A 22,802-nucleotide genomic window follows, 5' to 3' on the forward strand; every position below is an offset into this window, starting at 1 on the left:
GTTAACTTTTCAAATTGCTCTGTTCATGGATAGAAAGAGCCGAGTAAAGACAGATCAGGCTTTAGGAGGGCGTAAAATCTCTTGCCAATAACCAGCAAGGTGTCGAGCTTGATAGTCCGTATTGGTACGTGTGCTGAGCTCTAAAAATGGTGAAGATGCTAAACTTGGGCTGTTTTGATCTAATCCCAGATTTATGCTTTGACAATGTGAGGTACTATTGCAGTCCAGACAATGTTGATCGCTATGCATTTTCCCATCATGGCACTGTGCTGAACTGAGTGAGTCACTTTTCGAACTTGGCATCTGATGATGTTGATCCATCATTTGCTGATCGTGACACGCCATGCTTGGCATAACCGTTGAAGTATTTTGATCGGATTGAATCGCTTGAACAGCGGCAACAGCCACACCACTTCCCCCGATGAAAAATATCATCAGGAATACAAACCACAGGCGTTTGTATCGCTTAAGAAGTTGCACTTATGTTCCTTATTCCAATCATCAAAAAAATAACTTAATCTGCCTAGGATAATTTCTTTTGCAGTTATACACAATCATCTTTGTATTTGAATTTCGATCATCCCACCCAAACCCCGCTCCAAGCTGCTGTTTTATCGAGCTAAACGGCACATCAACAAGCATGAGCAAAAATAAAGCAAAATGAATAAGTTAATGCACAAAAAAAGGACAGAAAACTGTCCTTTTTTCATCATTTTGTTGTCAATATAAACAACTGAAATCATTTTGTTTATTTTAACAACATCTTATCCACTTGGTTATCAACACGGTTATCCACCGAGTTATAAACAAAGTTATCCACAAGACTATGTGAATAATAGAATGAAAATACTAAACTTCTTTTGCACCAATTTGTGCCAACTCTGCACGCATTTGATCAATCACAGTTTTATAGTCTGGCTGACCAAAAATTGCTGAGCCTGCAACAAACATATCTGCACCTGCTTCTGCGATTTCACGAATATTGGCCGGCCCTACACCGCCATCCACTTCTAAACGGATATCACGACCACTGGCATCAATAATTTTGCGTGCTTGACGAAGCTTTTCCAAAGTCATTGGAATGAATTTTTGCCCACCAAAGCCTGGGTTTACACTCATCAATAGAATTTGGTCTACTTTATCCAATACATAATCAAGATAGTGCAACGGCGTTGCAGGATTGAACACCAAACCTGCTTTGGCGCCACCAGCCTTAATCAACTGTAACGAGCGATCAATATGATCCGTTGCTTCTGGGTGGAAGGTAATAATATCTGCACCGGCTTCCAAGAAATCACCGATCATACGATCAACAGGCGAAACCATGAGATGCACATCAATCGGCGCTTTGATGCCATAGTTTTTCAGTGCCTTACATACCCCTGCACCAAAAGTCAGGTTAGGTACATAGTGGTTGTCCATCACATCAAAATGTACAACGTCTGCGCCCGCAGCTAGAACTTTCTCTACATCTTCACCTAAACGTGCAAAATCAGCAGATAAAATCGAAGGCGCAATTAAATAAGGCTTGGACATGGACGACCTGGCAAACTCTAAGAAAATAATGCAAGGATTATAGCAAATTTAGCGAACTTAAGTCTGTTACAAAGTCATTATTAGGACATTGCAAACTTGCAACAACGCGTTGCATCTGAACTATTTTTATCTTTTCTCAGCTTTGCTATGGTATGGAGTGAAATAAGAGGATGTCTAAAACATGAACAGTACGACTCAAATCACAACCACTGAAGGAAAACGAATCAGTAAGCGCTTACTGAACCATTGGAAACATAAGTTTGAAGTCTTGGAAACCGAAACCCATTCAAAAATTTTTATGCCGACGGCTACTGTTACACTTACACCACAGGAACAACATTTGGCTGTACTGATTGAAAATCAACAAGAAGATGTAGCGCGTCTAGAACAGGTGGTACTGGATCATTTAAACCGTATGGCACAACAAGAATTTGTTGCTGAATGGCAGCATAGTTAAAAAACTGAAAAGTGTTAAATCAGCAGGCAGATCAGTATTTCAATTCAATCTGTCTGCTTAAAATTAAAAATAGTATTTTGTTTTGGATATCATGTATGCCTTTAATAGGGAAAGCATATGAATAAGAAATTTTCATCCGTCATGCTAATGACTGCAATCTTCAGCCTAACGACCATCGGTTGTAGTAAAAAACCAGAAAAACAAGAGGCAGCCGAGACAAGTGCGGCGACTACAGAACATCAATCAGCTGAAGTACAAACAAAAACCGATAGCTTCAGTATCGATCAAATTCCGATTTCGAATGTTGAACTTGGAGATTTTCCATTTATTCAACTGCCTAAAGGCTATCATTTTGCGCATCAATCTACTGAAAACTTCGCTCAAATGGAGTTTTGGGTCGGAGACAAACTTGAGAAAGTTGAGGGTAAACTTTTCAATGGACGGATCGATGCTGAAGAAAATAACAAACAAGCCTCCTTCTTGGAGCTACAGCGTAATTTGGATGCGGTTATTGGCAGCTTAGGCGGCAAAAAAATTACAGACAGTAAAATTCCGACAGAACTCAGCACCCAACTTTCAGAAAAATATGGTGTAGCTTATGTGGATGGATTAGGGGATATTTATAACAATCCGACACAAAGCTATGTGATTCATCAAAATCACCGAGATATCTGGTTTCAAATCACTCAAAGCGGGCTCTCAGCGGGGTTATTGGTTTTAGAAACCCGACCTATAGAAATCACCGCACAAGCCCTGTCTGCAAACCAGTTAAAAACAGCTTTAGATCAAAATAATAAAGTTGATATACAGATTAACTTTGAAACAGATAAAGCCACACTGTTAGCAGATTCACATGAACAAATTACCCAAATACTGAACTTATTAAAAAGTGATGACGCGCTAAAACTTGAAATTAATGGCTATACCGATAACTCAGGTGAGTCCGCACATAATTTAAAACTCTCTCAGGCAAGAGCACAAACTGTTGTCAAAGCATTAACCGATGCAGGGATTGATCCATCTCGTTTAAAGGCGCAAGGCTTTGGCGATACCAAACCGGTTTCCAGTAATGAGAGTGAAGCTGGTAAAGCAAAAAATAGAAGAGTTGAATTAGTAAAATTATAATGCGCTAACAAATTAGGGGCTGTTGGCATTTCAGCTATGCCTTATGTTATAGGCTCAAACAACAGCCCCTAAGTAGAACCTTTCGGTTGTTAATTTTTTTCTAATTGAATCGCATGGAACTGTAAATGATCATCGATAAAACTTTGAATGAAGTAATAGCCGTGATCATAGCCTTTGTGTTGGCGTAAAGTTAGGTGTTGCCCTGCATCCAGACAAGCTTGCTTAAACTTTTCAGGGTTCAATTGCGCATAGAACTGATCATCTAAGCCTTGATCAATTAAAATTTCATCAAATACACTGCCCTTTTGCTGAACCAAAGCCGTCGCATCATGTGCGAGCCATTGTTGTTGATCAGGACCTAAATACTGGCTAAATGCCTTTTCACCCCAAGGACAGAGACTCGGTGCACAAATTGGCGCAAAGGCCGAAACCGATTTAAATTGCTCTGGGTATTTAAAGGCCAAGGTTAGAGCGCCATGTCCACCCATTGAATGCCCGAAAATACCGATTTGGTTTTCGATCACAGGTAATTCTTGCAAGACATGTGCATACAGTTCATCAACCAGATAGGACTCCATCTGATAATGCGCTGCCCAAGGCTGTTGCGTTGCATTGAGATAAAAGCCAGCACCCTGGCCAATATCCCAGTGATCACCTTGAGCCACATCATCTCCACGCGGAGAAGTATCAGGACTAATCAAAATCAGACTTAATCGAGCAGCCATTCGTTGCGCATGTGCTTTGATGGCAAAGGTTTCTTCGGTACAGGTCAGCCCCGCAAGATAAAACAAAGCTGAACAAGGCTTCCCCGCTAAAGCAGCAGGAGGCATATAAACACCCACCTTACTGCTTCCATTTAAATGTTGAGATTCCAACTGATAAATACGTTGCTCACCCTCAAAACAGCGGTTTTTTTGCAGTAGCTGCATGTTCATCATCCTGTGTTTTGGTTATATCTGTTGAAGCGATATTCTGAGTTGGAAATAAATAGGGCTCAAGCTGTGGCAACATCAGTTCCATATTGCGTCCAATCGCCCACTGAGGCTCAGAAGGTTCTACGCCCTGTGCAATTTCCCATTTGGTTACCGTTTGCTTAGCCTGTTCAAATGCAGTTTTCATTGAATATTGTTCGCGCATCGCCAAATCAAAGAACGCTCGACCAAAATAAGTATAATCCGCTTCATTATTACAGCCAAATGAGGTTTTATCCGCAGCAGATGCGGTAATAATTAAAGTATCAGGTGACTGTAATGCAGGAATAAAACTACCAGAATAACAGGCTGAAATCACGATCACACGCCAGCGAATCCCCGATTTATCCAAGGTTTCTCTTAACCATTTAGGATCAACCTGATCTAAATCCAGAGGTGCATTTTCAATTTCAAAATGATTACGCTCACCATGTGAGGTCATATACAGAAACAAGACATCACTATCCCGATTCATTTGCTGGCCAATACGACGTAAAGCCAATTCCATACTGGTTTTAGAGGCAATGGGAACATCTAAGCGTGTTGCAGGATTATTAATCAGCATAATCGAGCGCCCGAAAGTGCCAAAACGCGTATCAAACTGTTCTCTTATCCGCTCAATTTCAGATTTAAACACATCCACATAGCTATCACCTGCCACCCCCATAAAGTACCAATGACTTTTGGCGATATCACCATATTGAATCTGATCCAACGCTTTATCTAACAAATGACTTTGTGCATAGAAAGCATCTTCAGCAAAACTTGGCGGCGTTGCTTCAACTTTCCAAATCGGCTGATCTTTCACTGAAAGCTGCCAAACCACCATAGTGGCAATGGTTGCGACAAAAACCAAGGCACGTTCCCACCACGGCCAATTCAAGGCACGTGAAAAAACCCAGATCACAGCCAAACTTTGCCAAACAAACAGTCCAACAAATAAGGGGGGCAGGAAGCCGTTATAAATACTGTCAGGAATAAAATTGAGATAGCCGTTCGAGCCCAAATACTGAATGATGCATTGCAACAGTAGAATATTGGTATCCAGCACCAACCATAACAAGGCAGGTACCAGCATCAGACGCGGTTGGTTCATGCGTTGCGAAAGGAAAATACCGACAATGAGCGCAATAAACGGCCAAAGCGCATAACCAATCAGACCTTGGGAGTTAAACTCTCCCACTTGCCCAGCCACCAACCAGCTATATAAAGAGTTGGTACATCCTCCGAGAACTCCCCAAATAATCAGTTGGGTAATCGAGGGATGAACGATCTGTAAGGAGCGACGTGACCCGAGGAACAACCACATTCCAGCAATTTGGTTACTTTTAAAATCATGCCAGATATTAATAGAGGGTTTGAGGTCGATCATAAAATTCTTCGGGAGTTTCTCTTTTCAAGCCTAAACTGAAAATATGCCATTCTAATCATTGAATGGACAGTACTTTTCCTAAAAGACGCGATGCGTGACTGTAGTGTAAGCTCGACAAGAATTTTTTAGCAATCATGCTTTTGCACTATATCACAAATCTTTACCGAGCATTGACGCAAGCCAAACAATCATTCAATTCTGATTCAAATTTGACCTTTTGGAAAATAGGCATCAAAACGGCAGGCATCACCGAGCCATTGATGATCAGGGGTTTGATCTGCCAGATAAACGGCATGGCGTGGACGCTTCACAATGACACGTTTGGCAATTTTCTGCGCTAGATGTAGCAGCTGATCGCCTAAATCCATCTCGCCATCTTCAGGCAACAACATATGCAACAATTGCATTTGTTTTTTGACTTGTGCCTGTTTTTTGACTGCTTGTTGATTCTGATCACGCTGTGGGAACATTGGATCTAAATACACCACATCCACCTGCTCGCCTTGCTGACCTAATTGCTGTAAATAGGTATTGGAATCTGCATAAATCAGCTCAATCCGCTGCATACAGCTTTGTAAAAAGGGATCTTGCTCAGCGTTGGCTTTGCTATATTCCAATAGCACAAACAGAATCGGATGGCGCTCAATTAAACGAACATCCGCCCCCAGATAGGCCATCAATAAACTGTCATGACCTAAACCTGCGGTGGCATCAATTAAGGTTGGCTTTTCACCCAACTGACAGGCTCTGGCAATCATTTCAGATTTCAGGCTAGCTCTTTTCAGACGAGGAATTTCAGCACGCCAATCAGGTTGCATTTTCATGCCATTGGCAGCGAGACTGAGTCCATCCTCATCCAAAATCAATACCATGTCAGGATTCAAACGTAAAAAACGTGCATTAATCTTTTCTACAACTTGCCCATTGAGCTGTACATTCAGCTCAGCTAAACGTGTTTGCAATTGCAGAAATTGCTGCTCACATTCCGCTGGATACCAACATCGCATTTGCATTACCAATGCACCCAACCAGTCCACCATGTTGCCAAGATAAATAAGCCAAATACAATGCGGTAGTAAGCAAATGCGGTGAAGTCATGCTTAGATACATAACGAATCAAAGCGCGAATCACCACCAAAGCTGAAACAAAGGCAACAATGATACCGACAGCTAACACTGCCATATCATTACTGTGCAATTCATGACGCATCTTGTACATATCCAGTAAGCCTGCACCCATCAGCACTGGAATCCCTAAAAAGAAGGAAAACTCAGCTGCCGCTTTACGTGATACGCCTAAGAATAATGAGCCAATAATGGTCGAGCCTGAACGAGACGTTCCGGGAATCAAAGCCAGACACTGAATCAAACCAATTAAAGTCGCTTGCTTAAAACTCAGATCATCCACTTCTTGAGTGACAATCTGATGTGGACGACGTTCCGCCCATAAAATAATAAAACCGCCGATAATCAAGGCGATCGCAACGGTAATCGCATTAAATAAATAGGCTTTAACCACATCGCCGAAGGTCAAACCAATAATCACAATTGGAATCGAGGCAATAATCAGATTCAGACTTAAACGGCGACCTTGTTCTTGTCCTGTGAGTGCGCCAATCAGTGCACCCCACAATTTACCCCAATATTCATAGATCACGGCTGCAATTGCACCAATCTGTACAGCCACCGCAAACATATCTCGTTTTTCAACAGTCCAGAAATCTAACAGTTGACCAGTTAAAATCAAATGCCCTGTACTTGAAATCGGTAGAAATTCGGTAATCCCTTCCACCAACCCCATAATTGCTGCTTTAAATAGCAATAAAAGATCCATAATTAACCTTAGTTCGCTTTACCTTGTTCGGGAATTTTTTTCCAAGCATCATCACGTAAATACACAGGCAGCGCATATTCAGCATCGACCCATTTTTGTTGTGCCGCATATACGCGGGCAATCGTTGCAATGTCCTGCGCCGTTGCCTTGATGTTGACATTTGACGTGTGCTGATTGGAAGCCGCTTCTGAGTCTATGTCAGTTGGCTTAATTAATTCTGAACCCGAACCGATCGCTGTAAATTGACAATACGCTGTGGCCTGCTCATAACTTAACAATTTCTCATCATCAATGGCCTGCATCATGCCCTGCTCATCTAGACTGAAATTGGCAATATAGACTTCTTGCATACGCGCATCGAGAACGGCTGTCACCTGCTCTAAGCCATTGAGACGATAAGCCGCCTGCGCCAAAGCCTGTAAACTTGAAACAGGAATAACAGGTAAATCTTGCGACCACGCTAAGGCCTGTGCTACCGCCGCATTGATGCGTACACCACTGAATGAACCAGGACCACGACTAAACGCGATCGCAGTTAAGTCAGCCAATTGCGTATCAGTTTGCAACAGGGCTTGTTCCGTTAAAGGTAAAATGGTTTGAGTTTGTGCCTTGGTTCGCTCATCCAATTGAAAATAGAGTTCTTGAGTATCATCAATTAATGAAACAGAACACTGCTCATTTGCAGTTTCCAATGCAAGCAACTTCATGCAAAAACCTTAGAGAAAAAGAGATAAAAAACGTCGAGTATCATACTCCACTCAAACGCGATAGGCGAGTTATTGTCTTTTTATCGCCATAAAAAAGCCAAGCATAAACTTGGCTGATTACACTGAAATGATTAAAACTGGAACGGCTCTAAATCTAAGAAATTTTTATAATGTTCTGCATAATGCAATGCACTTAAACGCAATCGGGCAGCGCCCTGCTCATCCAGCGTTTTCACTACTTTACCCGGTGATCCCATCACGACTGAATTGTCAGGAATCACTTTCCCTTCAGGAATCAGTGCATTGGCTCCAATAATACAATTCTTGCCAATCACTGCATTGTTGAGGATTACAGCATTCATGCCAATTAAGGAATTATCGCCAATCGTACAACCGTGCAACATCACCTTATGCCCAATCGTGACATATTCACCCACATTCAATTCGATGCCTGCATCAGTATGTAATACTGCATTTTCCTGAATATTGGAAAAATTACCAATTCTTATCACACAATTATCGGCACGAACCACAGCGCCAAACCAAATACTCACCTGACGACCCAATTCTGCTTGACCAATTACTGTTGCTGTTGGAGCAACCCAGCCATCCCAAGGTTCATGTAACGCTTTTGGACTCAATTCCTGATAGGTATACATCATGATCAACAACTCTTAAAAAAATTAGAATTTAGATAAACCAAAATGAGGCGGATTCACTAAGAATGGCCAACTCTTTTGATAGCCCAATCCATATTGAAATAAGGAAATCAGCATCCGAGCTGTCAGCCCCCACACAATTTCACTTTCCACCTGCATACTTGGAAAATAAAGCGACTGCCGTGCCAATCGGACTTCATAAGGCAAAGGCTGAGCATCCATCAACTCTTGTAAAGGTGCAAAAAAGATTCGATCAATTTCGGTTGGCTGAGCGATTAATTCGACCTGAGCAGGGATTAATCCCACAATCGGTTTAACCGAGAGACCGCTTCGTGCACGTTGAATCGGTAAATCACCTAACAACTTTACATCAAAGGGATTTAAGGCTGTTTCTTCCTGTGCCTCACGTAAGGCAACCACGATATTACTGGTATCACTCGGATCACGCTTGCCACCAGGGAATGATACCTCCCCGGCATGTTGCGACAGTTGCATTGAACGGCGGGTCAGTAAAACTTTGGGTTGCGGCTCTTGGGTAATTGCAATCAAAACCGCAGCGTCCGCCTGCTGGATCCGTTTGGAAAAACGCAACCGTTGTTGTAAAAGCTGTATTAACGATGGTTCTTCCATATGACTCATCTCTTTGTTCTCTTTTTCCTTAATCAGCATCATAGCTGAAATTTTCGGTGCAATCATAGATCATGATGCGAAGTCATCAAAATTCAGTTATGCTGAGCTATCTCTACGGCCGATGATAATTATGAGCTTTTGCGTTGCGTGTGGACATCAAACTGAAGCAAAAATTCCAGTAGGTGATCATAAATCACGACTTGTCTGCACTCACTGTGGCAACATTCACTATGAAAATCCCAAGGTCATTTGTGGTGCTTTGGCCCTTTGGGATAACAAAGTGCTGTTATGTCGTCGGGCAATCGAACCTCGTTATGGTTTATGGACCTTACCTGCTGGTTATATGGAACTCTTTGAAACCATGGAGCAAGGTGCGGCACGTGAAACCCGTGAGGAAGCCGAGGCCGAAGTAGAAATCGAACAGCTGTATTGTATGTACAATATCCCACGTATTGGCCAAATCTATGTCCTATTCAAAGCGCATTTAAAACAAGGCTTATTTGGTGCGGGTGAAGAAAGTATCGAATGCCGTTTGTTTGAAGAACATGAAATTCCTTGGACCGAATTGGCTTTTCCGAGTGTAGAACAAACACTCCGACATTATTTTGCGGATCGTAAAACAGGGATTTTTCCAACCCATTTAGAAACGCTGGGAACACGACTCGACCATACGGGTTAAAATAAAAAAGACCGCCATTGCGGTCTTTTTTAATCATTCACTTAAGACTTTATTTTAATGGCATTACATGCAGGGATCTTTTGGTCTGCAATTTTAATACTTACTGTACCAGATACACGTTTTGCCAATGCACGTTCCTCATCCGTTGGCTTCACATAGGCATTCCGTGCTGTATCATCTGCTAATTTATCATATATTTCTATATATGAAGCTTGAGCTGCAGCATAAAAGTTTGACCAAGGTACGGTATTATTAGAAAAATCTGTTAGGTTGATTCCTGTTGCCTGCCCGTTTAATAAATTATGAATATTAATCTTAGCACCAGTGCTTTCCGTAAGGTTCAAACCAAACATATTGCCATCAATCAATCCAAACTTTGGATTAGACAAAATCATACGTACAGTAATCGACTTATCATTAGTTGAAAATAGCGTTGCACCTGTTGTACCAATACGATATTGGGTTTCACCAAATTCATCTGTAATTGTACCATCCGCATTATTTGTCTGTGTTTTTGCACAATTTCCTGACATATCTGTGGAGGTAGAATCTTTTTTAATATCAGTACGAATATCACCTTGCTCATCAATCATAATTCCAATATCAACGGCAGGGAAAGTTGTATCTTTACTATTAAATTTAAACGTTAAAGTGGCATATAGAGGGAATAGATATGGTTTTCCAGACTTAACATTTGCCTTTGTCTGGAAAATATTTTTATCCAAATAACTTGATGGATTCACTTTAAAGATATCAATCGTTCCTTTATAAGCATCGCCACTGATCGTTTGTTGCCATACCCCCAAACGATTACTCTCAACGGTATCTGTATCCTTTGCTTTTACCAACTGTTTATAAACAGGTTCTGTACCAGCAATTGTATTGCCATTCATCAATTTACCTTGATTAATCAATACATCATCTGTTGTATTAGCACTCAAACTTAAGCGTAAAGGTTGATTTGGATTTACTTCTTGGCTAATCGAATTAAACCATGCATTTTGTGCATTAATCTGCATTCTATTTGGCTTAACTTTCGTTGTTAAAATATACGGCAATGTCACATAACTTCCTACCAAAGTTGCAGAACCACGCCATTGTTGACCAGAACCAAGCGTATAGCCTTGACGATCCGAGAGTAAAAAGAAACTCCCCATAGAATGTAGTAAAGTATTACTCGCTTTCATACAGTCCGCATAGACAGCTTTATTACATCCAAAGAATCCATCTGGTCGTACCCCACTTCCATTAAGGGTTTGGGTAACCGTACCATCACTACCAGCTTTATAAATTGGTACATCAGCTTGCCAAATACCTGAATTACTCAAATTGAGAAGCTGAGTCACCATTGTAAATGCTTGCTCATCAGAAACAGGGGTTACATCTAACCATGGTTTTAAAATTTCAGCATATTCACCATTTGCCAATTCAGCAGCACCGACATCTTTACTTATCGTGGATAATTGATCCTTTTTCTCACGACTAATGTCTGTTGGTTGAATATCTCCAATCACATTATGATCTTGTTCTAAACCAGCACTCTGGAAAATTTTCACTAAGGCCATAGCAACACGTATTGTTTCATCATTTATATTTAATGAAGCTTGTTTACCCGTGAGTGCCGTAGCGAAATCTATAACTCGAATACGCGGAAACAGTGCTAGTTTAATTTTAGAAATATTATCTAGTTGAATAGTACCCAAACTAATTTTACGAGGACTTGCTGCACCTTGAATATAAAAAGTAACACTATCACCTAATTTACAGGCACCCGTAACAATATTACCGTCCAACTTTGTTGCAAAGTGATTAACTTTATCGCTACTACAATCAAAATTTAGCCCAGAAATAGGATAATCTAAAACAAATTGTAGACAGTCCTCTGCAGTCACACTACAGCTGGTATTTGAAGTAACGCCTGTTACACCTTTTGTTGGATCCTCATTGATTTTGCTACTTTCACCACCACAACCATGTAGAAAAATAGCCAATGTTGAAAATGCAAATGGCAATAATATTTTTTTGTTCATCATTGGTTCATCCTATCCATGCTTACTGTAAAACAGAAATTTTGATCTGTCCTTGATTTGATAATTCTTGTTCAGAAACATCAATTGCTGAGGCTAATGGGGTCATCATTATATAACGTGCCTCTTTAGGTATCTTTATCACACCTTGTATAGCTGAATGTTGTAACGCTGTTGCAGCAGTTTCACTATTTTTAAATCCGCTGACTCCCTCTTCTATACAACCATTTTCATCTAAAAATACGACTAGAGGCCAATAATATACTGGCTTTTCATTACGAGGAGAATACGAATCGATTTGCATATATTGAGGTGAGGAATCTAGTTTGACCAACTCGTATTCGAATGTTTCCTTCAACGGTTTTCTAGGCCAAAGTCCAACATCTTTTTTCAGTGCAAGGGTTTTGATTGATTTCTTATAGCCATCTAGAAAACAGCGATCATTTTCAAAAGCAACCTTTAAATCTTCACTCGATAAACGTACATAAGTAGTAGATAATGCGATTGGAGCTACTGACTGTTGCGAACGATTCAACAACTTATCAAGAACTGAACGGCTCACTCCTTTTTTTCGTTCTATCGTTTCAGTACGCCCAGTGCCGTCTGGTATCGTATAAAAGCGTTTTTTGCCATCAAGATTAAATTCTTGATTTTCTAAATATTCATTATTGACATAATCAACACCATCAACCTGACTAAATCCAGTTGATAGCTCCCCCTTATTTGAAGAATTTGAATCACTTTGATTCTGTGACTTTTCTTCTATGGCTGTTGATTTCTTTTCTGTCGCTGAGTTCTCTATCTTCAACTGGCTTGTAGGTGCTTGAATCACATTTGATTGTTCAACAGGTAAAACTGGAACCTTTGTTGTTCGCTTATCAATCACTATAGAAGGAGGCATTGGTTCTCTTATAGCCTCAGGAACTTCAAAGTTTTTAATTGTCTTGAACTGTTTTTTCGGGAGCTCAATTGGTTGAGTGTACTCAACCGTTTGCTGCTCAATAGGCACAGCAACCGTCTTTACTGGATTAGAATGATCAATAGGTGGAGCTAGCTGAGCAGTTTTTTCAGTACGAACTTGTTGTTTCTGCTGATTAGGCTCAGCTTGTTTTTTTCCAAGTTTCATCGGTACAACCATTGGTCGACCATCAGGCCCAATAATTGTATAAAAACCATCTGCGTAAACAACCGAAGTACTTGCAATCATTAAATATATAAGTGAAATTACAAGTCTTGGTTGAAGGATCATTTTCTTTTGCATTACCATCTTGTTCTGTAGTTAATTCCAAGTAAAGTTACTTTTGTATTTGTTTTTACATTCAAACCTGCATAAGGATTTAATAACAGGTTATCCACCCCTGTTTTATTGGATAGACTACTTGTATTTGCAGGAATATCATCACGACTGCGTAAGAAACCAACGGATAAATCAATATCTGTATCAGGATCGAAACGATAACCAAGGCCCAAACCAAATAATTGAGCATTATTAATCGGTACCATCGTATTTCGTTTATCATCTGGAATCGAACTAGTACGCGGTTCATAACCCATCCGCAGCTTCAAACGATCTGTTGCAGAATACTCAAAACCTATTCCCCAACGCCAAGAGGACTGAAATTTTAATGGCAAAGACAATGATCGATCAGTTACATCAGCAGATAATAATTTAGCAACTTTTAACAATGAAATTTGTCGATCAAACTCAAAACGAAACTTATCCCATGCCGAGAAATCAGTCCACCCCAAATCGAAATTCATTTGAAGATCAGGGAATATTTTATACTTAATCCCAGCTTTAAAATGCTGTGGATATTTAAAATCCATGGCTAACAAACCTGATTCTACAGCTGGGGCATAACTTGGAAACCCTAAAATTGCTGCAAGAATTTGACCCGTAGCAGATGAATTAAGACCTGCAATCAAATCTCTAGGTGCCTGAGCCACATTAATTAAGTATTTCCCATGCAAACGCATTTTCGCTTCACTTTGATAAACCATCCCAAAGCTAAAATCATCAGTAGGTTCCCAAAGCAAGCCTAGGTTATAACTTGGACTTAATGATTGCTCAAGTGATACATCTAAGGCACCAACTTTACTAAATGGATTCATCCCCTCTTTAGCATTACACATACCAAATAGCAGTAAATCTGTAATAATGTCACCATTTTCTTTAAATGGTCCGCATACCACTTCATCGACCATACGTAATACCCCAATTAACTCATTAGGGAAACGTAAGTCCGTTTTCATCGCAATCGCTTGATAGGACATTCCAAATGATGCCCCTAGGTACAAATTATCGTTGACCTGATAACCAAATGAAGGTGATAAATAGGTAATACGCTCTAAGGCAACCTGTTGCCCCATATAGTTACTTGGATTACCATCCTCTGCACCAAAACCTGCAACAAGCGGCGCATAAATTGCTGTCGCATATGTCACTTTAGAGCCTGGTGGTTTATAAGAAATACCTGCTGTCGGTGCAACCAATGGAGAATTAGGCCCTAAATCTACAATTTTCTTTAAAATAGGAACATAAATACTGGCATATTCGACATCGCCACTCACCGTCCCTTTAAAATCTGTACAAATATTTGCATCAACTTCAGGCCCATCATTACATACCAATGGGTCATCCGAATAACCAAAAACGTTATAGCCTGCAGGTGCAGAATAATCACGTTTAATTGCAAAATTAGCGAGAATCCCTTGTACATCGGTTTGTAAACCGTCTAGTTTAGCAAGTGCAGCAGGGTTGAAGTGAACTGCACTAATACCAGGAGGATCTGCAGTAACTGCATTACCTAAAGCCAAAGAACGTAAATCTACTGATAAGTCTTGCCCAAGTTGTGCATGAGTAGCACTCGATAGTCCAGCAAAAAAAATTGCTATCGTTAATGGACATAATTTAAGGTGTTTCACCATTATTACATCTCCTTAACGAGCTTTTTTACCAAAACCTATGATATCAAGCGGGAAAGATAAGCCTAGTGATACATCTGGCGCATCTTCCGTTAAACCGATCCCGACAGTACCATTGACAATGGTTTCAGGCGATACACGCACCCCTAAAGCAAATGACAACATAGCACTACTCTGGTCAGCAGATTTATAACTTTCATCATTCTCGAAATAGAATTTTGCTCCAGTATTAAAGCTTTGTTGATATGACATGGTCAATGACACGTCATAGTTAAATGAATAAGCAAAACCAAAAGAGAATCCACCGCTGAGGCCCGGATCAAAGCTTTCTAAAACACGGCTTCCGCGCAATTGATTGAGTCCAGACTCTTTTAGACCATAACTAGTTGAAACCGATGCAAATAATACAACAGGATCAATATATTTACGTGTACTTGCTCCAGCACCAACTGAATAATAACCTTTACCTGTTGATAGCTCATCTACTCCTACCTCATATGGGCTATCACCTGTTTTAGTTGATAAGCTACCAAATAGAACCAATGGCAAACGGCCCTGTTTTAAAGGAAATGGTTCCCAACGAGCACCAAAATTAATATCACCTAATCCAGCCGTTGTTTGATCTTTTAAAAGTTCTTTTTTAGCTACAAAAGGTACAGATGCTGATAATGTCACGTTATCTAATACGCCATATTGAACTGTAAACGTATTGGTTAAAGTATGGTTAGCATCTTCCTCTACACGCAATCTTGATAGCGAACTATTACTATCACTCATTGCTAAATCAAGACGACTATCACGATAATAGGTATAATCCAAATCATAGTATGATGAAAAAATACCTTTTTTAATTAATGAATACTGACGCTCATTTGAAGTGAACACTTCTTGTAAATTTGTTTCTTGAGTTGCATCACTTTCTTTTTTCTGTAAAGCACTTGCAGCCTGATCAGCCTGACTTCCCTCAACAACCGAGCTATTATTCACAACAGCGCTTGCTGGGCTTTCAGCAATCGTATTCCCCTGTACATCCGCTACCGACACCTGATCCGCCTCAGAGGTTACAGGTTCAGTGGTAGGTTGTTGTTCTGCTGCGTAAAGTGTAGATGTGATCGCACTTAAACTTAAGGCCAACACACTCATTTTCATCCATGTATGATTCATTTTACTTTGCATCCTATTACATTAATTTTACTGATTTTTCTAAATTACTTCCGCTTGTAATATAAGCGCATATAGGTCGTAATTGGTTGGTTATAAGTAGCTGAGCTTGGATCCGCATCTAATACTCGACGCATTGTCGAAGCCTTATCTGCAAGGCGCTCCAGTTTTTGTGTCGGAAATTGAATTTCAGCAAGCGCATAACGATTTACGGTTGCATCTTCAACATGGCGCATATCCGCATCTTGTAATGCCAACAAACTCTTTTGATATTGCTGAGGAATATCAACAATAAATAATGTATTGTTGTCCCATATATCTTTAAATCGGTTCTCATCGAAACTGATATTTCCTAATGCAGGATCAGCAACATAAACCCTTCCATCTTTATACGCTTTATATACAACAAAATGTTTAAAGCCAGCATAGGTAATAGGAACAATCGCTGGTTGTTTCAAAGAGGTAAGATCAGAAAACTCCCCACGATAGCCACCACTATTAATCCCTAGAGCGGAGACAAAACGTTTCATATCTAATAAGGAGAAACTTCGACGCTCAATGATACGCTGATACTCTCCATATTGGAGTAGACCGCTCATTGTTTGTTGTTCAGTTAATTGTAAACCACCAAAACCATTTAACAGTGTCGTTAATGCTGCTGAACCACAGCTATAATCATAAGCTTGGCGAACAATTCCACGAAACTGCTCCTCTACGGCCGGCTTAATCACCACTGCTTCGCGATGATTCCGTGTGAACGAAGGGTTACGAGAATCCAAAGTTTCTGTATAGAATACAGTCCCCTCTGGTTTTTTTTCTATTTCAAAGGCTTGCGTTGTAAAGTAATACATCAATGCCGAGCCTAAAGCGATCTCTAACATAAGTCTCTTTTTCTAACAATGGCAGCACTTGCCTTATTCATTTTATTTTTAGTGTCCAAGACACTCCATCCTTGCAAGTTGAAGATACCTTTTTTTATAAGAAAATACATCTTTTTTTTGGTTTTTTTTGACGGAATGTTATTTTTTTATAATTAAGCCCACAATTAAACAATTACCACCTTTAATGCAACTCTTTCACAACAATAAATTACTTATATAACCTATTAAAAATAACAATCCAAGTTCTTAAACCTGCAAAGTCGTCTTGATAAGCAACCCATTTATTAATTTATTGATCAGGATTTTTACTTAAATAAAAAAAAAGCGCATAAAGCGCTTTTTTTGTTTTGGCTACTAAACTGATTAGTGACCAGAAATTGTAATTGCTGTACCCATAGTATCAGCACCAAAAGCATGAGTTGGGTTGTAATAAGTACGCATACCTTGAACTTCGACATCACCAATTGATGCAGCAGCAGCACTACCCAAATGAACACCCTTAATGTAAACGTCTGTTCCAGGGCTAGTTGTGCCTGTTACAATTTTCAAGAAGCCATTATTCGCAGCGCTTGGACCATAAACACTCACTTTAGCATCTACAGACAGATCCGTACCACTAGCATCAGCAACTTTAATGCTATCAAGACGAATTTCACCAGCAGCAGTTGTCGTTACGCCTGTCGCAATCGTAGCACCATTTGTAGAGTTATCTAGAATACCAAGATCTTTAATTTCTAAACCACCAACCATTTTGGTATCTAATACGATCATCGCACCTTGAGGAGCTGCACCCAACTGGATGTTAGCATTCATTTGACCAGTTTTTAAAGTTAAACCCGATAAAATTGCATTATAGTTAGCAGTATCATTACCACGACGGATGCCTGTACCAGAAGAACCTGCTGTACCAGTATTGCCACCTGTTGAAGCAGAAACACCAATTTCACCAATACTGATATCTAAACCTGAAACTTTTGCAGCAATATTCAAGAATGCTGTATTACCATTACCAGCACCAGCATCTGAGTCAATTCGAATATCTGCTAAATTGCCAGTTGCCAACATACGTGATGTATCATAACTACCTGTGCCCACACCATTTGCATCAACCGCTTCTGGAGCCGAGATAGAAATATCATTTACAACAATCGCACCTGCAGTCGCTGTACCACCAGCAATCGCTGGGTTAGTTGAGCTAGCAACCCCACCACTAATTGTTGCATCTGTCGCTAAACCATCATTATCATGGATTAAGACTTTGTCGATTTCAATTTTGGAAATTCCGATACCAAGATTAATACCATCTTGACCTGTTGCAGCGCTTAGTGCAGCATCATCCATTGACTGCATAGCCATTGCATTTGCGCTAATCGCCATTGAAGAAACTAAAGCTAGTTTAGTAAACATTTTCATTGAGCACTCTCCCAAGAGCATTTATTTTTTGACTTACACTACTCTAAACTGTCCACGGTCGTTTTATTCTTAAATGACAACTTGAACTTCCAATCCTTGAGTAGTTCGCTTAGCAATTACTAAATTACCTGTTTGTTATTTTATGTTCAACTCCTGTTAACTGATTTTTATGCACTAACCGACAAACGGCATATAAAACACTCAATCCAAACTATTCAAAAAAATCGTGACAACAACATGTAATTATTCATGATTTTTTATTATATTTTTTGAACATCAAATCTAAACCTAAATCTATTGACCATTTATCATCGTCAAAAATCAGATAAGAAGTGTTAACAAAAGTGCTTTATTCATTCTAATCTGATAAATACATCATTTATTTGATCTAAGCAATCTTCGCGCAAAAGCATCCGTTTTTTCATCAAACAGTAGGATAAACATCAGTTTGATATTTTTGGATGTAGTACAATTTCTCTCTTCAAATGTATAGCCAGTATTTCCGTTTTATGTCTTATTTTCAGCAAAAGCTTAACACGCAACTCACTTCTGCATTTGAGCTTCTGTCCCGACTGTTTGATTTGACTGGCTTAGTTTATTTGCATGACCAAGGTGCACCTGTTATTGCATTTTTACCCAAAGAGTTTCTAATTTTTCAGCAATCTAAGCTTCAACAATTTCAACAAATACAATTCAATCAATATCAAATCAAATCAGAAGTACGCTCTCTCCTCGACTTCTCTCAGTTTGATGGCACCTCCTCTTCTGATCATCCTGATGGATTTTATGGTGGATATATTGGCTTCTTTAGTTATGACTATAGTGCAGATCAATTTACAACAATTGATGCATGCCCACAGCCAAGTTTTTTCTTGGGTCAATACACCAGCTTTTTAAAGTTTCAGCAAGGTGAATGGTACTTTTATAGTGATGAAGCTCAGGCTGAAAGTATCTATCAACACATTTCCGATTTGATCAATACACCAAAACAACTCAATGCACTATCTTTAAATCAGCAATGCCACCCTCGTTGGACGAAACAGCAGTACTTCACTGCATTCAACCAAGTTCAAGAGTACATCAAAGCGGGGGATTGTTATCAAATTAACTTGACTCAAGAATTTACAGCGCATGTACAAGGTTCATTATTAAGTCGTGCCCATGATTTATGGGAACTCACCCAAGCCCCCTATGCGGGTTATCTCAAAATCAATGATTTTGAATTGCTCAGTTGCTCTCCTGAACTGTTTATTGAATTCAAGGACAACCGAGAAATTAAAACACGTCCAATCAAAGGCACCATGCCACGTTTTGACGATCCACAACAAGATCAGATCTCAAAGGATAAACTCAGCCACTCTGAAAAAGATCAGGCTGAGAATGTCATGATTGTCGATTTGCTCCGCAATGACTTGAGTGTCTATGCTGAAACAGGCTCTGTTGAAACAACCAAATTATTTGAAATTGAAAGCTTTAATCAAGTTCATCATATGGTCAGCGAAATTACGGCAACTTTAAAAGCAGACATCAATCCAATGCAAATGTTATTGTCTGCCTTACCAGGTGGTTCAATCACAGGTGCACCGAAGATTCGTGCTATGCAAATCATTGAAGAATTAGAAGGTGCACCGCGTGGTGCCTATTGTGGTAGCTTAGGTTATTTTAATTTCGATGGTACTGGTTGCTGGAATATCTTGATTCGTAGTATTCAAAAATATCAAGATCAATTATCGATGTGGGCGGGTGGCGGCATCACCATTGCCTCTGATGCAGAAGCAGAATATCAAGAATGCTTTGATAAAATTTCTGCCATGCTTGATTTACTCAATACATGGCAGACTTCTGAACAATAAGCGTCAATACAGATTTATAAAATTTGCGTTTTAAGCGTATCGACTAAACGCTGGTTTTGTTCATCTGTACCAATCGTGATACGCAAGAATTGATTAATGCGCGGCTTATTGAAATAACGCACAATAATCCCCTGTTCACGCAATTGTTGAGCGAGCTGATCAGCATCATGTTGCGGATGTGTGGCAAAGATAAAATTGGCTTTCGAAGGCAATACCTCAAAGCCTAAAGCTGTAAGATCACTTACTAATTTTTCTCGGCTCTCTATCACTTTGGCACATTGCGCTTCAAAATAAGCTTGATCTTCGAATGAAGCCACGGCCGCTGCAATGGCAAAACGATCGATTGGATAGGAGTTAAAACTATTTTTTACAGCTTCAAGTGCCGCAACCAAATGTGCTTGTGCAATAGCAAAACCAACGCGTAAGCCCGCCAGTGAACGAGACTTAGATGTCGTTTGACAAACCACTAAATTTTCATAGCGATTGACCAATTGCACTGCTGACTCAGCACCAAAATCAACATAGGCTTCATCAATCACGACCACACGATCTGGATTTGCTTTAAGCACTTGTTCAATATGTTCCAAGCCTAGCGCAATACTGGTTGGGGCATTCGGATTGGTGATAATAATACCGCCATTTTCCTGCGCATAATCCGATACATCAATTTCGAAGTTTTCATTCAAAGGAATCTGCTTGGTTTGAGTTGCAAAAAACTGGCTATAAACAGGATAAAAACTATAGGTAATATCTGGGTAAAGAATCGGTTGTTTCTGGATAAAAAAAGCTTTGAAGATATGTGCCAGTACCTCATCCGACCCATTACCGACAAAGACTTGAGCCACATCAACATGCTGCTGCTTGGCAATCGCCTGCTTTAACGCCGTCGCGTCTGGGTCAGGGTATAGACGTAAGGCATCAGCATGATCTGCTAAAACAGCTTGCACTGCTTCTACCACTTTTGGTGATGGCGGATATGGGTTTTCATTGGTATTGAGTTTGAGTAAGTTTTGAATTTTAGGCTGCTCACCGGGTACATAAGGCTCTAATTCACGAACCTCGGGGCTCCAAAAACGCATTTGTTCTGCTGTAAACGTCATTGTTCTACTCTCATGTATCCTAAAAAAAGGGGCTAACCAGCCCCTATCAATCTTTGAATCGGTTATTGGTAACGATAACGGGCTGAGCGCGCATGGGCATCAAGATTTTCTTGCACTGCCAGAACATCGGCTGCTTTTGCCAAGCTCTTCACACCCTCTTCAGAGCACATAATTAAGCTAGAGCGTTTCTGAAAATCATAAACACCGAGCGGTGAAGAAAAACGTGCAGTACCCGATGTCGGTAAGACATGGTTTGGACCAGCACAATAATCACCAATGGCTTCTGGGGTATAACGTCCCATAAAGATTGCACCCGCATGACGAATCTCCTGACTCATCAATTCAGCATCATCAAGACAAAGTTCCAAATGCTCTGGTGCCACCTGATTAATCAATTCAATTGCTTCTGCACGATCTTTTACCAATACCAATGCACCACGATTTTGAATCGATGTTTTGGAAATTTCGGCTTTTGGTAATTCAGTTAAATGTTTTTCAATCGCAGCTTCAACCGCATTTAACAGCGTTTCGTCTGGGGTAATGAAAATCGCTTGTGCAACGGTGTCATGCTCAGCTTGAGACAAGACATCCATGGCTAGCCATTCAGCATTATTTTCACCTTCGGCATAGACCAGAATTTCCGAAGGGCCTGCAATCATATCGATACCGACTTGACCAAACACCGCACGTTTTGCGGCTGCTACAAATCGATTGCCTGGTCCGGTAATTTTGTCTACTGCTGGAATGGTTTGTGTTCCATAAGCCAATGCTGCAACGGCCTGTGCACCACCAATGGTAAACACTCGGCTCACCCCAGCTAAATAGGCAGCTGCTAATACCAATGGATTCAACTCACCATTTGGTGCCGGAACCACCATAATAATTTCAGGAACCCCTGCAACATGTGCAGGCAAAGCATTCATAAGTACCGATGATGGATAAGAGGCTAATCCGCCAGGCACATAAATCCCTACACGATCCAAAGGTGTGACTTTTTGACCTAAGGTATTACCCAACTCATCGATATAGGTCCAACCTTCCTGCTTTTGTGCTTGATGGAAAGAACGAATGCGTTTTGCAGCAAGCTCTAATGCTTCACGGATTTCAACACTTAAACCATCAAATGCAGTTTTGAGCTGTGCTTGAGTCAGTTCTAAATCAGAGAATTGATGCGCTGGATGTCGATCGAACTGTTGCGTTAATTTAAGCACATGATCATCACCATGCTGACGTACATCAGCAATAATTTGATCTACAGTTTGAATTAATTGAGGATCATTAACCGTTTCAAATGCTAAAAGTTCAGCAAATGTCTGTTTAAAATTTTGATCCTGAGTCGATAAACGTCGCATCAATTTACCCACAAGGCGAATAAGAGAGCGCTAAGTTTACTCTTTTTCAGTGTACTTGTGGGCACAATATAGGCTAAAAAAATCAATCAGAAAGAGAAGGTTCTTCGATCAATCCACAAT

The 22,802-nt window shown here is 40.2% G+C and carries 21 protein-coding genes; 4 read left to right on the forward strand and 17 right to left on the reverse strand.

Annotation, left to right across the window (positions count from 1 at the left end):
* Positions 1-54 precede the first annotated feature (54 nt).
* Entirely contained in the window at positions 55-480 is a 426-nt protein-coding gene (locus F902_RS18335) for a hypothetical protein (RefSeq protein ID WP_005205715.1), read from the reverse strand.
* Between the two features lie 369 nt (positions 481-849).
* Positions 850-1,536, reverse strand: a complete 687-nt coding sequence (rpe, locus tag F902_RS18340) for a ribulose-phosphate 3-epimerase (protein ID WP_005205717.1) — start codon at positions 1,534-1,536, stop codon at positions 850-852.
* A 181-nt stretch (positions 1,537-1,717) separates the two neighbouring features.
* On the opposite strand from rpe, the gene F902_RS18345 reads away from it, so the two are divergent.
* Both F902_RS18345 and F902_RS18350 read left to right on the forward strand, forming a co-directional pair.
* Positions 1,718-1,993: a DUF2218 domain-containing protein gene (locus F902_RS18345; protein ID WP_004655547.1), complete on the forward strand. Its 276-nt coding sequence runs from the start codon at positions 1,718-1,720 to the stop codon at positions 1,991-1,993.
* Between the two features lie 117 nt (positions 1,994-2,110).
* A complete protein-coding gene (locus F902_RS18350; protein ID WP_005205719.1) occupies positions 2,111-3,118 on the forward strand; it encodes an OmpA family protein in 1,008 nt (335 codons plus the stop codon).
* A gap of 89 nt (positions 3,119-3,207) precedes the next feature.
* On the opposite strand, the gene fghA is transcribed toward F902_RS18350, so the two are convergent.
* From fghA to F902_RS18385, 7 genes are all read right to left on the reverse strand, one after another.
* Positions 3,208-4,047 (reverse strand): S-formylglutathione hydrolase, encoded by an 840-nt coding sequence (gene fghA, locus F902_RS18355; protein WP_005205721.1) that lies wholly within the window; start codon positions 4,045-4,047, stop codon positions 3,208-3,210.
* Entirely contained in the window at positions 4,016-5,461 is a 1,446-nt protein-coding gene (locus tag F902_RS18360) for a C13 family peptidase (protein ID WP_005205723.1), read from the reverse strand. Before F902_RS18360 ends, fghA begins: the two co-directional genes overlap by 32 nt.
* 203 nt (positions 5,462-5,664) lie before the next feature.
* Complete coding sequence (locus tag F902_RS18365) at positions 5,665-6,474, reverse strand: class I SAM-dependent methyltransferase (RefSeq protein WP_005205725.1); 810 nt, start codon at positions 6,472-6,474, stop codon at positions 5,665-5,667.
* Positions 6,474-7,295 carry an undecaprenyl-diphosphate phosphatase gene (locus F902_RS18370; RefSeq protein WP_005191372.1) on the reverse strand — a complete coding sequence of 274 codons (822 nt, stop codon included), beginning with the start codon at positions 7,293-7,295 and terminating at the stop codon, positions 6,474-6,476. Before F902_RS18370 ends, F902_RS18365 begins: the two co-directional genes overlap by 1 nt.
* A gap of 8 nt (positions 7,296-7,303) precedes the next feature.
* Positions 7,304-8,002 carry a tRNA (adenosine(37)-N6)-threonylcarbamoyltransferase complex dimerization subunit type 1 TsaB gene (gene tsaB / locus F902_RS18375; protein ID WP_005205726.1) on the reverse strand — a complete coding sequence of 233 codons (699 nt, stop codon included), beginning with the start codon at positions 8,000-8,002 and terminating at the stop codon, positions 7,304-7,306.
* A 131-nt stretch (positions 8,003-8,133) separates the two neighbouring features.
* Positions 8,134-8,661 (reverse strand): gamma carbonic anhydrase family protein, encoded by a 528-nt coding sequence (locus F902_RS18380; protein ID WP_171061075.1) that lies wholly within the window; start codon positions 8,659-8,661, stop codon positions 8,134-8,136.
* 24 nt (positions 8,662-8,685) lie between these two features.
* On the reverse strand, positions 8,686-9,300 hold the full coding sequence (locus F902_RS18385; RefSeq protein ID WP_171061072.1) for a CoA pyrophosphatase: 615 nt from the start codon (positions 9,298-9,300) through the stop codon (positions 8,686-8,688).
* Positions 9,301-9,421: 121 nt separating this feature from the next.
* On the opposite strand from F902_RS18385, the gene F902_RS18390 reads away from it, so the two are divergent.
* Positions 9,422-9,970: an NUDIX hydrolase gene (locus F902_RS18390; RefSeq protein WP_005205731.1), complete on the forward strand. Its 549-nt coding sequence runs from the start codon at positions 9,422-9,424 to the stop codon at positions 9,968-9,970.
* 41 nt (positions 9,971-10,011) lie between these two features.
* Here F902_RS18390 and filF read toward each other — a convergent pair whose 3' ends face one another.
* From filF to filA, 6 genes are all read right to left on the reverse strand, one after another.
* Positions 10,012-12,003: a putative pilus system protein FilF gene (filF, locus tag F902_RS18395; protein ID WP_005205733.1), complete on the reverse strand. Its 1,992-nt coding sequence runs from the start codon at positions 12,001-12,003 to the stop codon at positions 10,012-10,014.
* A 19-nt stretch (positions 12,004-12,022) separates the two neighbouring features.
* A complete protein-coding gene (gene filE / locus F902_RS18400) occupies positions 12,023-13,258 on the reverse strand; it encodes a putative pilus assembly protein FilE (protein WP_005205735.1) in 1,236 nt (411 codons plus the stop codon).
* Entirely contained in the window at positions 13,258-14,922 is a 1,665-nt protein-coding gene (gene filD / locus F902_RS18405) for a putative pilus system OmpP1/FadL family transporter FilD (protein ID WP_171061074.1), read from the reverse strand. The genes filE and filD overlap by 1 nt, the downstream gene beginning before the upstream one ends.
* A 15-nt stretch (positions 14,923-14,937) precedes the next feature.
* The gene (gene filC / locus F902_RS18410; protein ID WP_005205739.1) at positions 14,938-16,086 is read right to left on the reverse strand and encodes a putative pilus system protein FilC; all 1,149 of its coding nucleotides are present in this window, start codon (positions 16,084-16,086) and stop codon (positions 14,938-14,940) included.
* A 44-nt stretch (positions 16,087-16,130) separates the two neighbouring features.
* On the reverse strand, positions 16,131-16,964 hold the full coding sequence (filB, locus tag F902_RS18415) for a putative pilus system C39 family peptidase FilB (RefSeq protein ID WP_005205742.1): 834 nt from the start codon (positions 16,962-16,964) through the stop codon (positions 16,131-16,133).
* Positions 16,965-17,327: 363 nt separating this feature from the next.
* On the reverse strand, positions 17,328-18,377 hold the full coding sequence (filA, locus tag F902_RS18420; protein WP_005205743.1) for a putative pilus system protein FilA: 1,050 nt from the start codon (positions 18,375-18,377) through the stop codon (positions 17,328-17,330).
* A 509-nt stretch (positions 18,378-18,886) separates the two neighbouring features.
* On the opposite strand from filA, the gene F902_RS18425 reads away from it, so the two are divergent.
* Positions 18,887-20,230 (forward strand): anthranilate synthase component I family protein, encoded by a 1,344-nt coding sequence (locus tag F902_RS18425; RefSeq protein WP_026057494.1) that lies wholly within the window; start codon positions 18,887-18,889, stop codon positions 20,228-20,230.
* A 14-nt stretch (positions 20,231-20,244) separates the two neighbouring features.
* Here F902_RS18425 and hisC read toward each other — a convergent pair whose 3' ends face one another.
* Positions 20,245-21,330: a histidinol-phosphate transaminase gene (gene hisC / locus F902_RS18430; RefSeq protein ID WP_005205745.1), complete on the reverse strand. Its 1,086-nt coding sequence runs from the start codon at positions 21,328-21,330 to the stop codon at positions 20,245-20,247.
* Positions 21,331-21,392: 62 nt separating this feature from the next.
* Entirely contained in the window at positions 21,393-22,682 is a 1,290-nt protein-coding gene (gene hisD, locus F902_RS18435; protein ID WP_005205746.1) for a histidinol dehydrogenase, read from the reverse strand.
* Positions 22,683-22,802: the final 120 nt, after the last annotated feature.

It is taken from the genome of Acinetobacter higginsii (assembly GCF_000369525.1).
Taxonomy (GTDB): Bacteria; Pseudomonadota; Gammaproteobacteria; order Pseudomonadales; family Moraxellaceae; genus Acinetobacter; species Acinetobacter higginsii.

What these genes read in the sequence shown, in the direction of transcription:
- rpe (WP_005205717.1), bottom strand. Translation starts at nt 1,536, where the DNA reads ATGTCCAAGCCTTATTTAATTGCGCCTTCGATTTTATCTGCTGATTTT.
- F902_RS18345 (WP_004655547.1), top strand. Translation starts at nt 1,718, where the DNA reads ATGAACAGTACGACTCAAATCACAACCACTGAAGGAAAACGAATCAGT.
- F902_RS18350 (WP_005205719.1), top strand. Translation starts at nt 2,111, where the DNA reads ATGAATAAGAAATTTTCATCCGTCATGCTAATGACTGCAATCTTCAGC.
- fghA (WP_005205721.1), bottom strand. Translation starts at nt 4,047, where the DNA reads ATGCAGCTACTGCAAAAAAACCGCTGTTTTGAGGGTGAGCAACGTATT.
- F902_RS18360 (WP_005205723.1), bottom strand. Translation starts at nt 5,461, where the DNA reads ATGATCGACCTCAAACCCTCTATTAATATCTGGCATGATTTTAAAAGT.
- F902_RS18365 (WP_005205725.1), bottom strand. Translation starts at nt 6,474, where the DNA reads ATGCAAATGCGATGTTGGTATCCAGCGGAATGTGAGCAGCAATTTCTG.
- F902_RS18370 (WP_005191372.1), bottom strand. Translation starts at nt 7,295, where the DNA reads ATGGATCTTTTATTGCTATTTAAAGCAGCAATTATGGGGTTGGTGGAA.
- tsaB (WP_005205726.1), bottom strand. Translation starts at nt 8,002, where the DNA reads ATGAAGTTGCTTGCATTGGAAACTGCAAATGAGCAGTGTTCTGTTTCA.
- F902_RS18380 (WP_171061075.1), bottom strand. Translation starts at nt 8,661, where the DNA reads ATGTATACCTATCAGGAATTGAGTCCAAAAGCGTTACATGAACCTTGG.
- F902_RS18385 (WP_171061072.1), bottom strand. Translation starts at nt 9,300, where the DNA reads ATGAGTCATATGGAAGAACCATCGTTAATACAGCTTTTACAACAACGG.
- F902_RS18390 (WP_005205731.1), top strand. Translation starts at nt 9,422, where the DNA reads ATGAGCTTTTGCGTTGCGTGTGGACATCAAACTGAAGCAAAAATTCCA.
- filF (WP_005205733.1), bottom strand. Translation starts at nt 12,003, where the DNA reads ATGATGAACAAAAAAATATTATTGCCATTTGCATTTTCAACATTGGCT.
- filE (WP_005205735.1), bottom strand. Translation starts at nt 13,258, where the DNA reads ATGCAAAAGAAAATGATCCTTCAACCAAGACTTGTAATTTCACTTATA.
- filC (WP_005205739.1), bottom strand. Translation starts at nt 16,086, where the DNA reads ATGAATCATACATGGATGAAAATGAGTGTGTTGGCCTTAAGTTTAAGT.
- filB (WP_005205742.1), bottom strand. Translation starts at nt 16,964, where the DNA reads ATGTTAGAGATCGCTTTAGGCTCGGCATTGATGTATTACTTTACAACG.
- filA (WP_005205743.1), bottom strand. Translation starts at nt 18,377, where the DNA reads ATGAAAATGTTTACTAAACTAGCTTTAGTTTCTTCAATGGCGATTAGC.
- F902_RS18425 (WP_026057494.1), top strand. Translation starts at nt 18,887, where the DNA reads ATGTCTTATTTTCAGCAAAAGCTTAACACGCAACTCACTTCTGCATTT.
- hisC (WP_005205745.1), bottom strand. Translation starts at nt 21,330, where the DNA reads ATGACGTTTACAGCAGAACAAATGCGTTTTTGGAGCCCCGAGGTTCGT.
- hisD (WP_005205746.1), bottom strand. Translation starts at nt 22,682, where the DNA reads ATGCGACGTTTATCGACTCAGGATCAAAATTTTAAACAGACATTTGCT.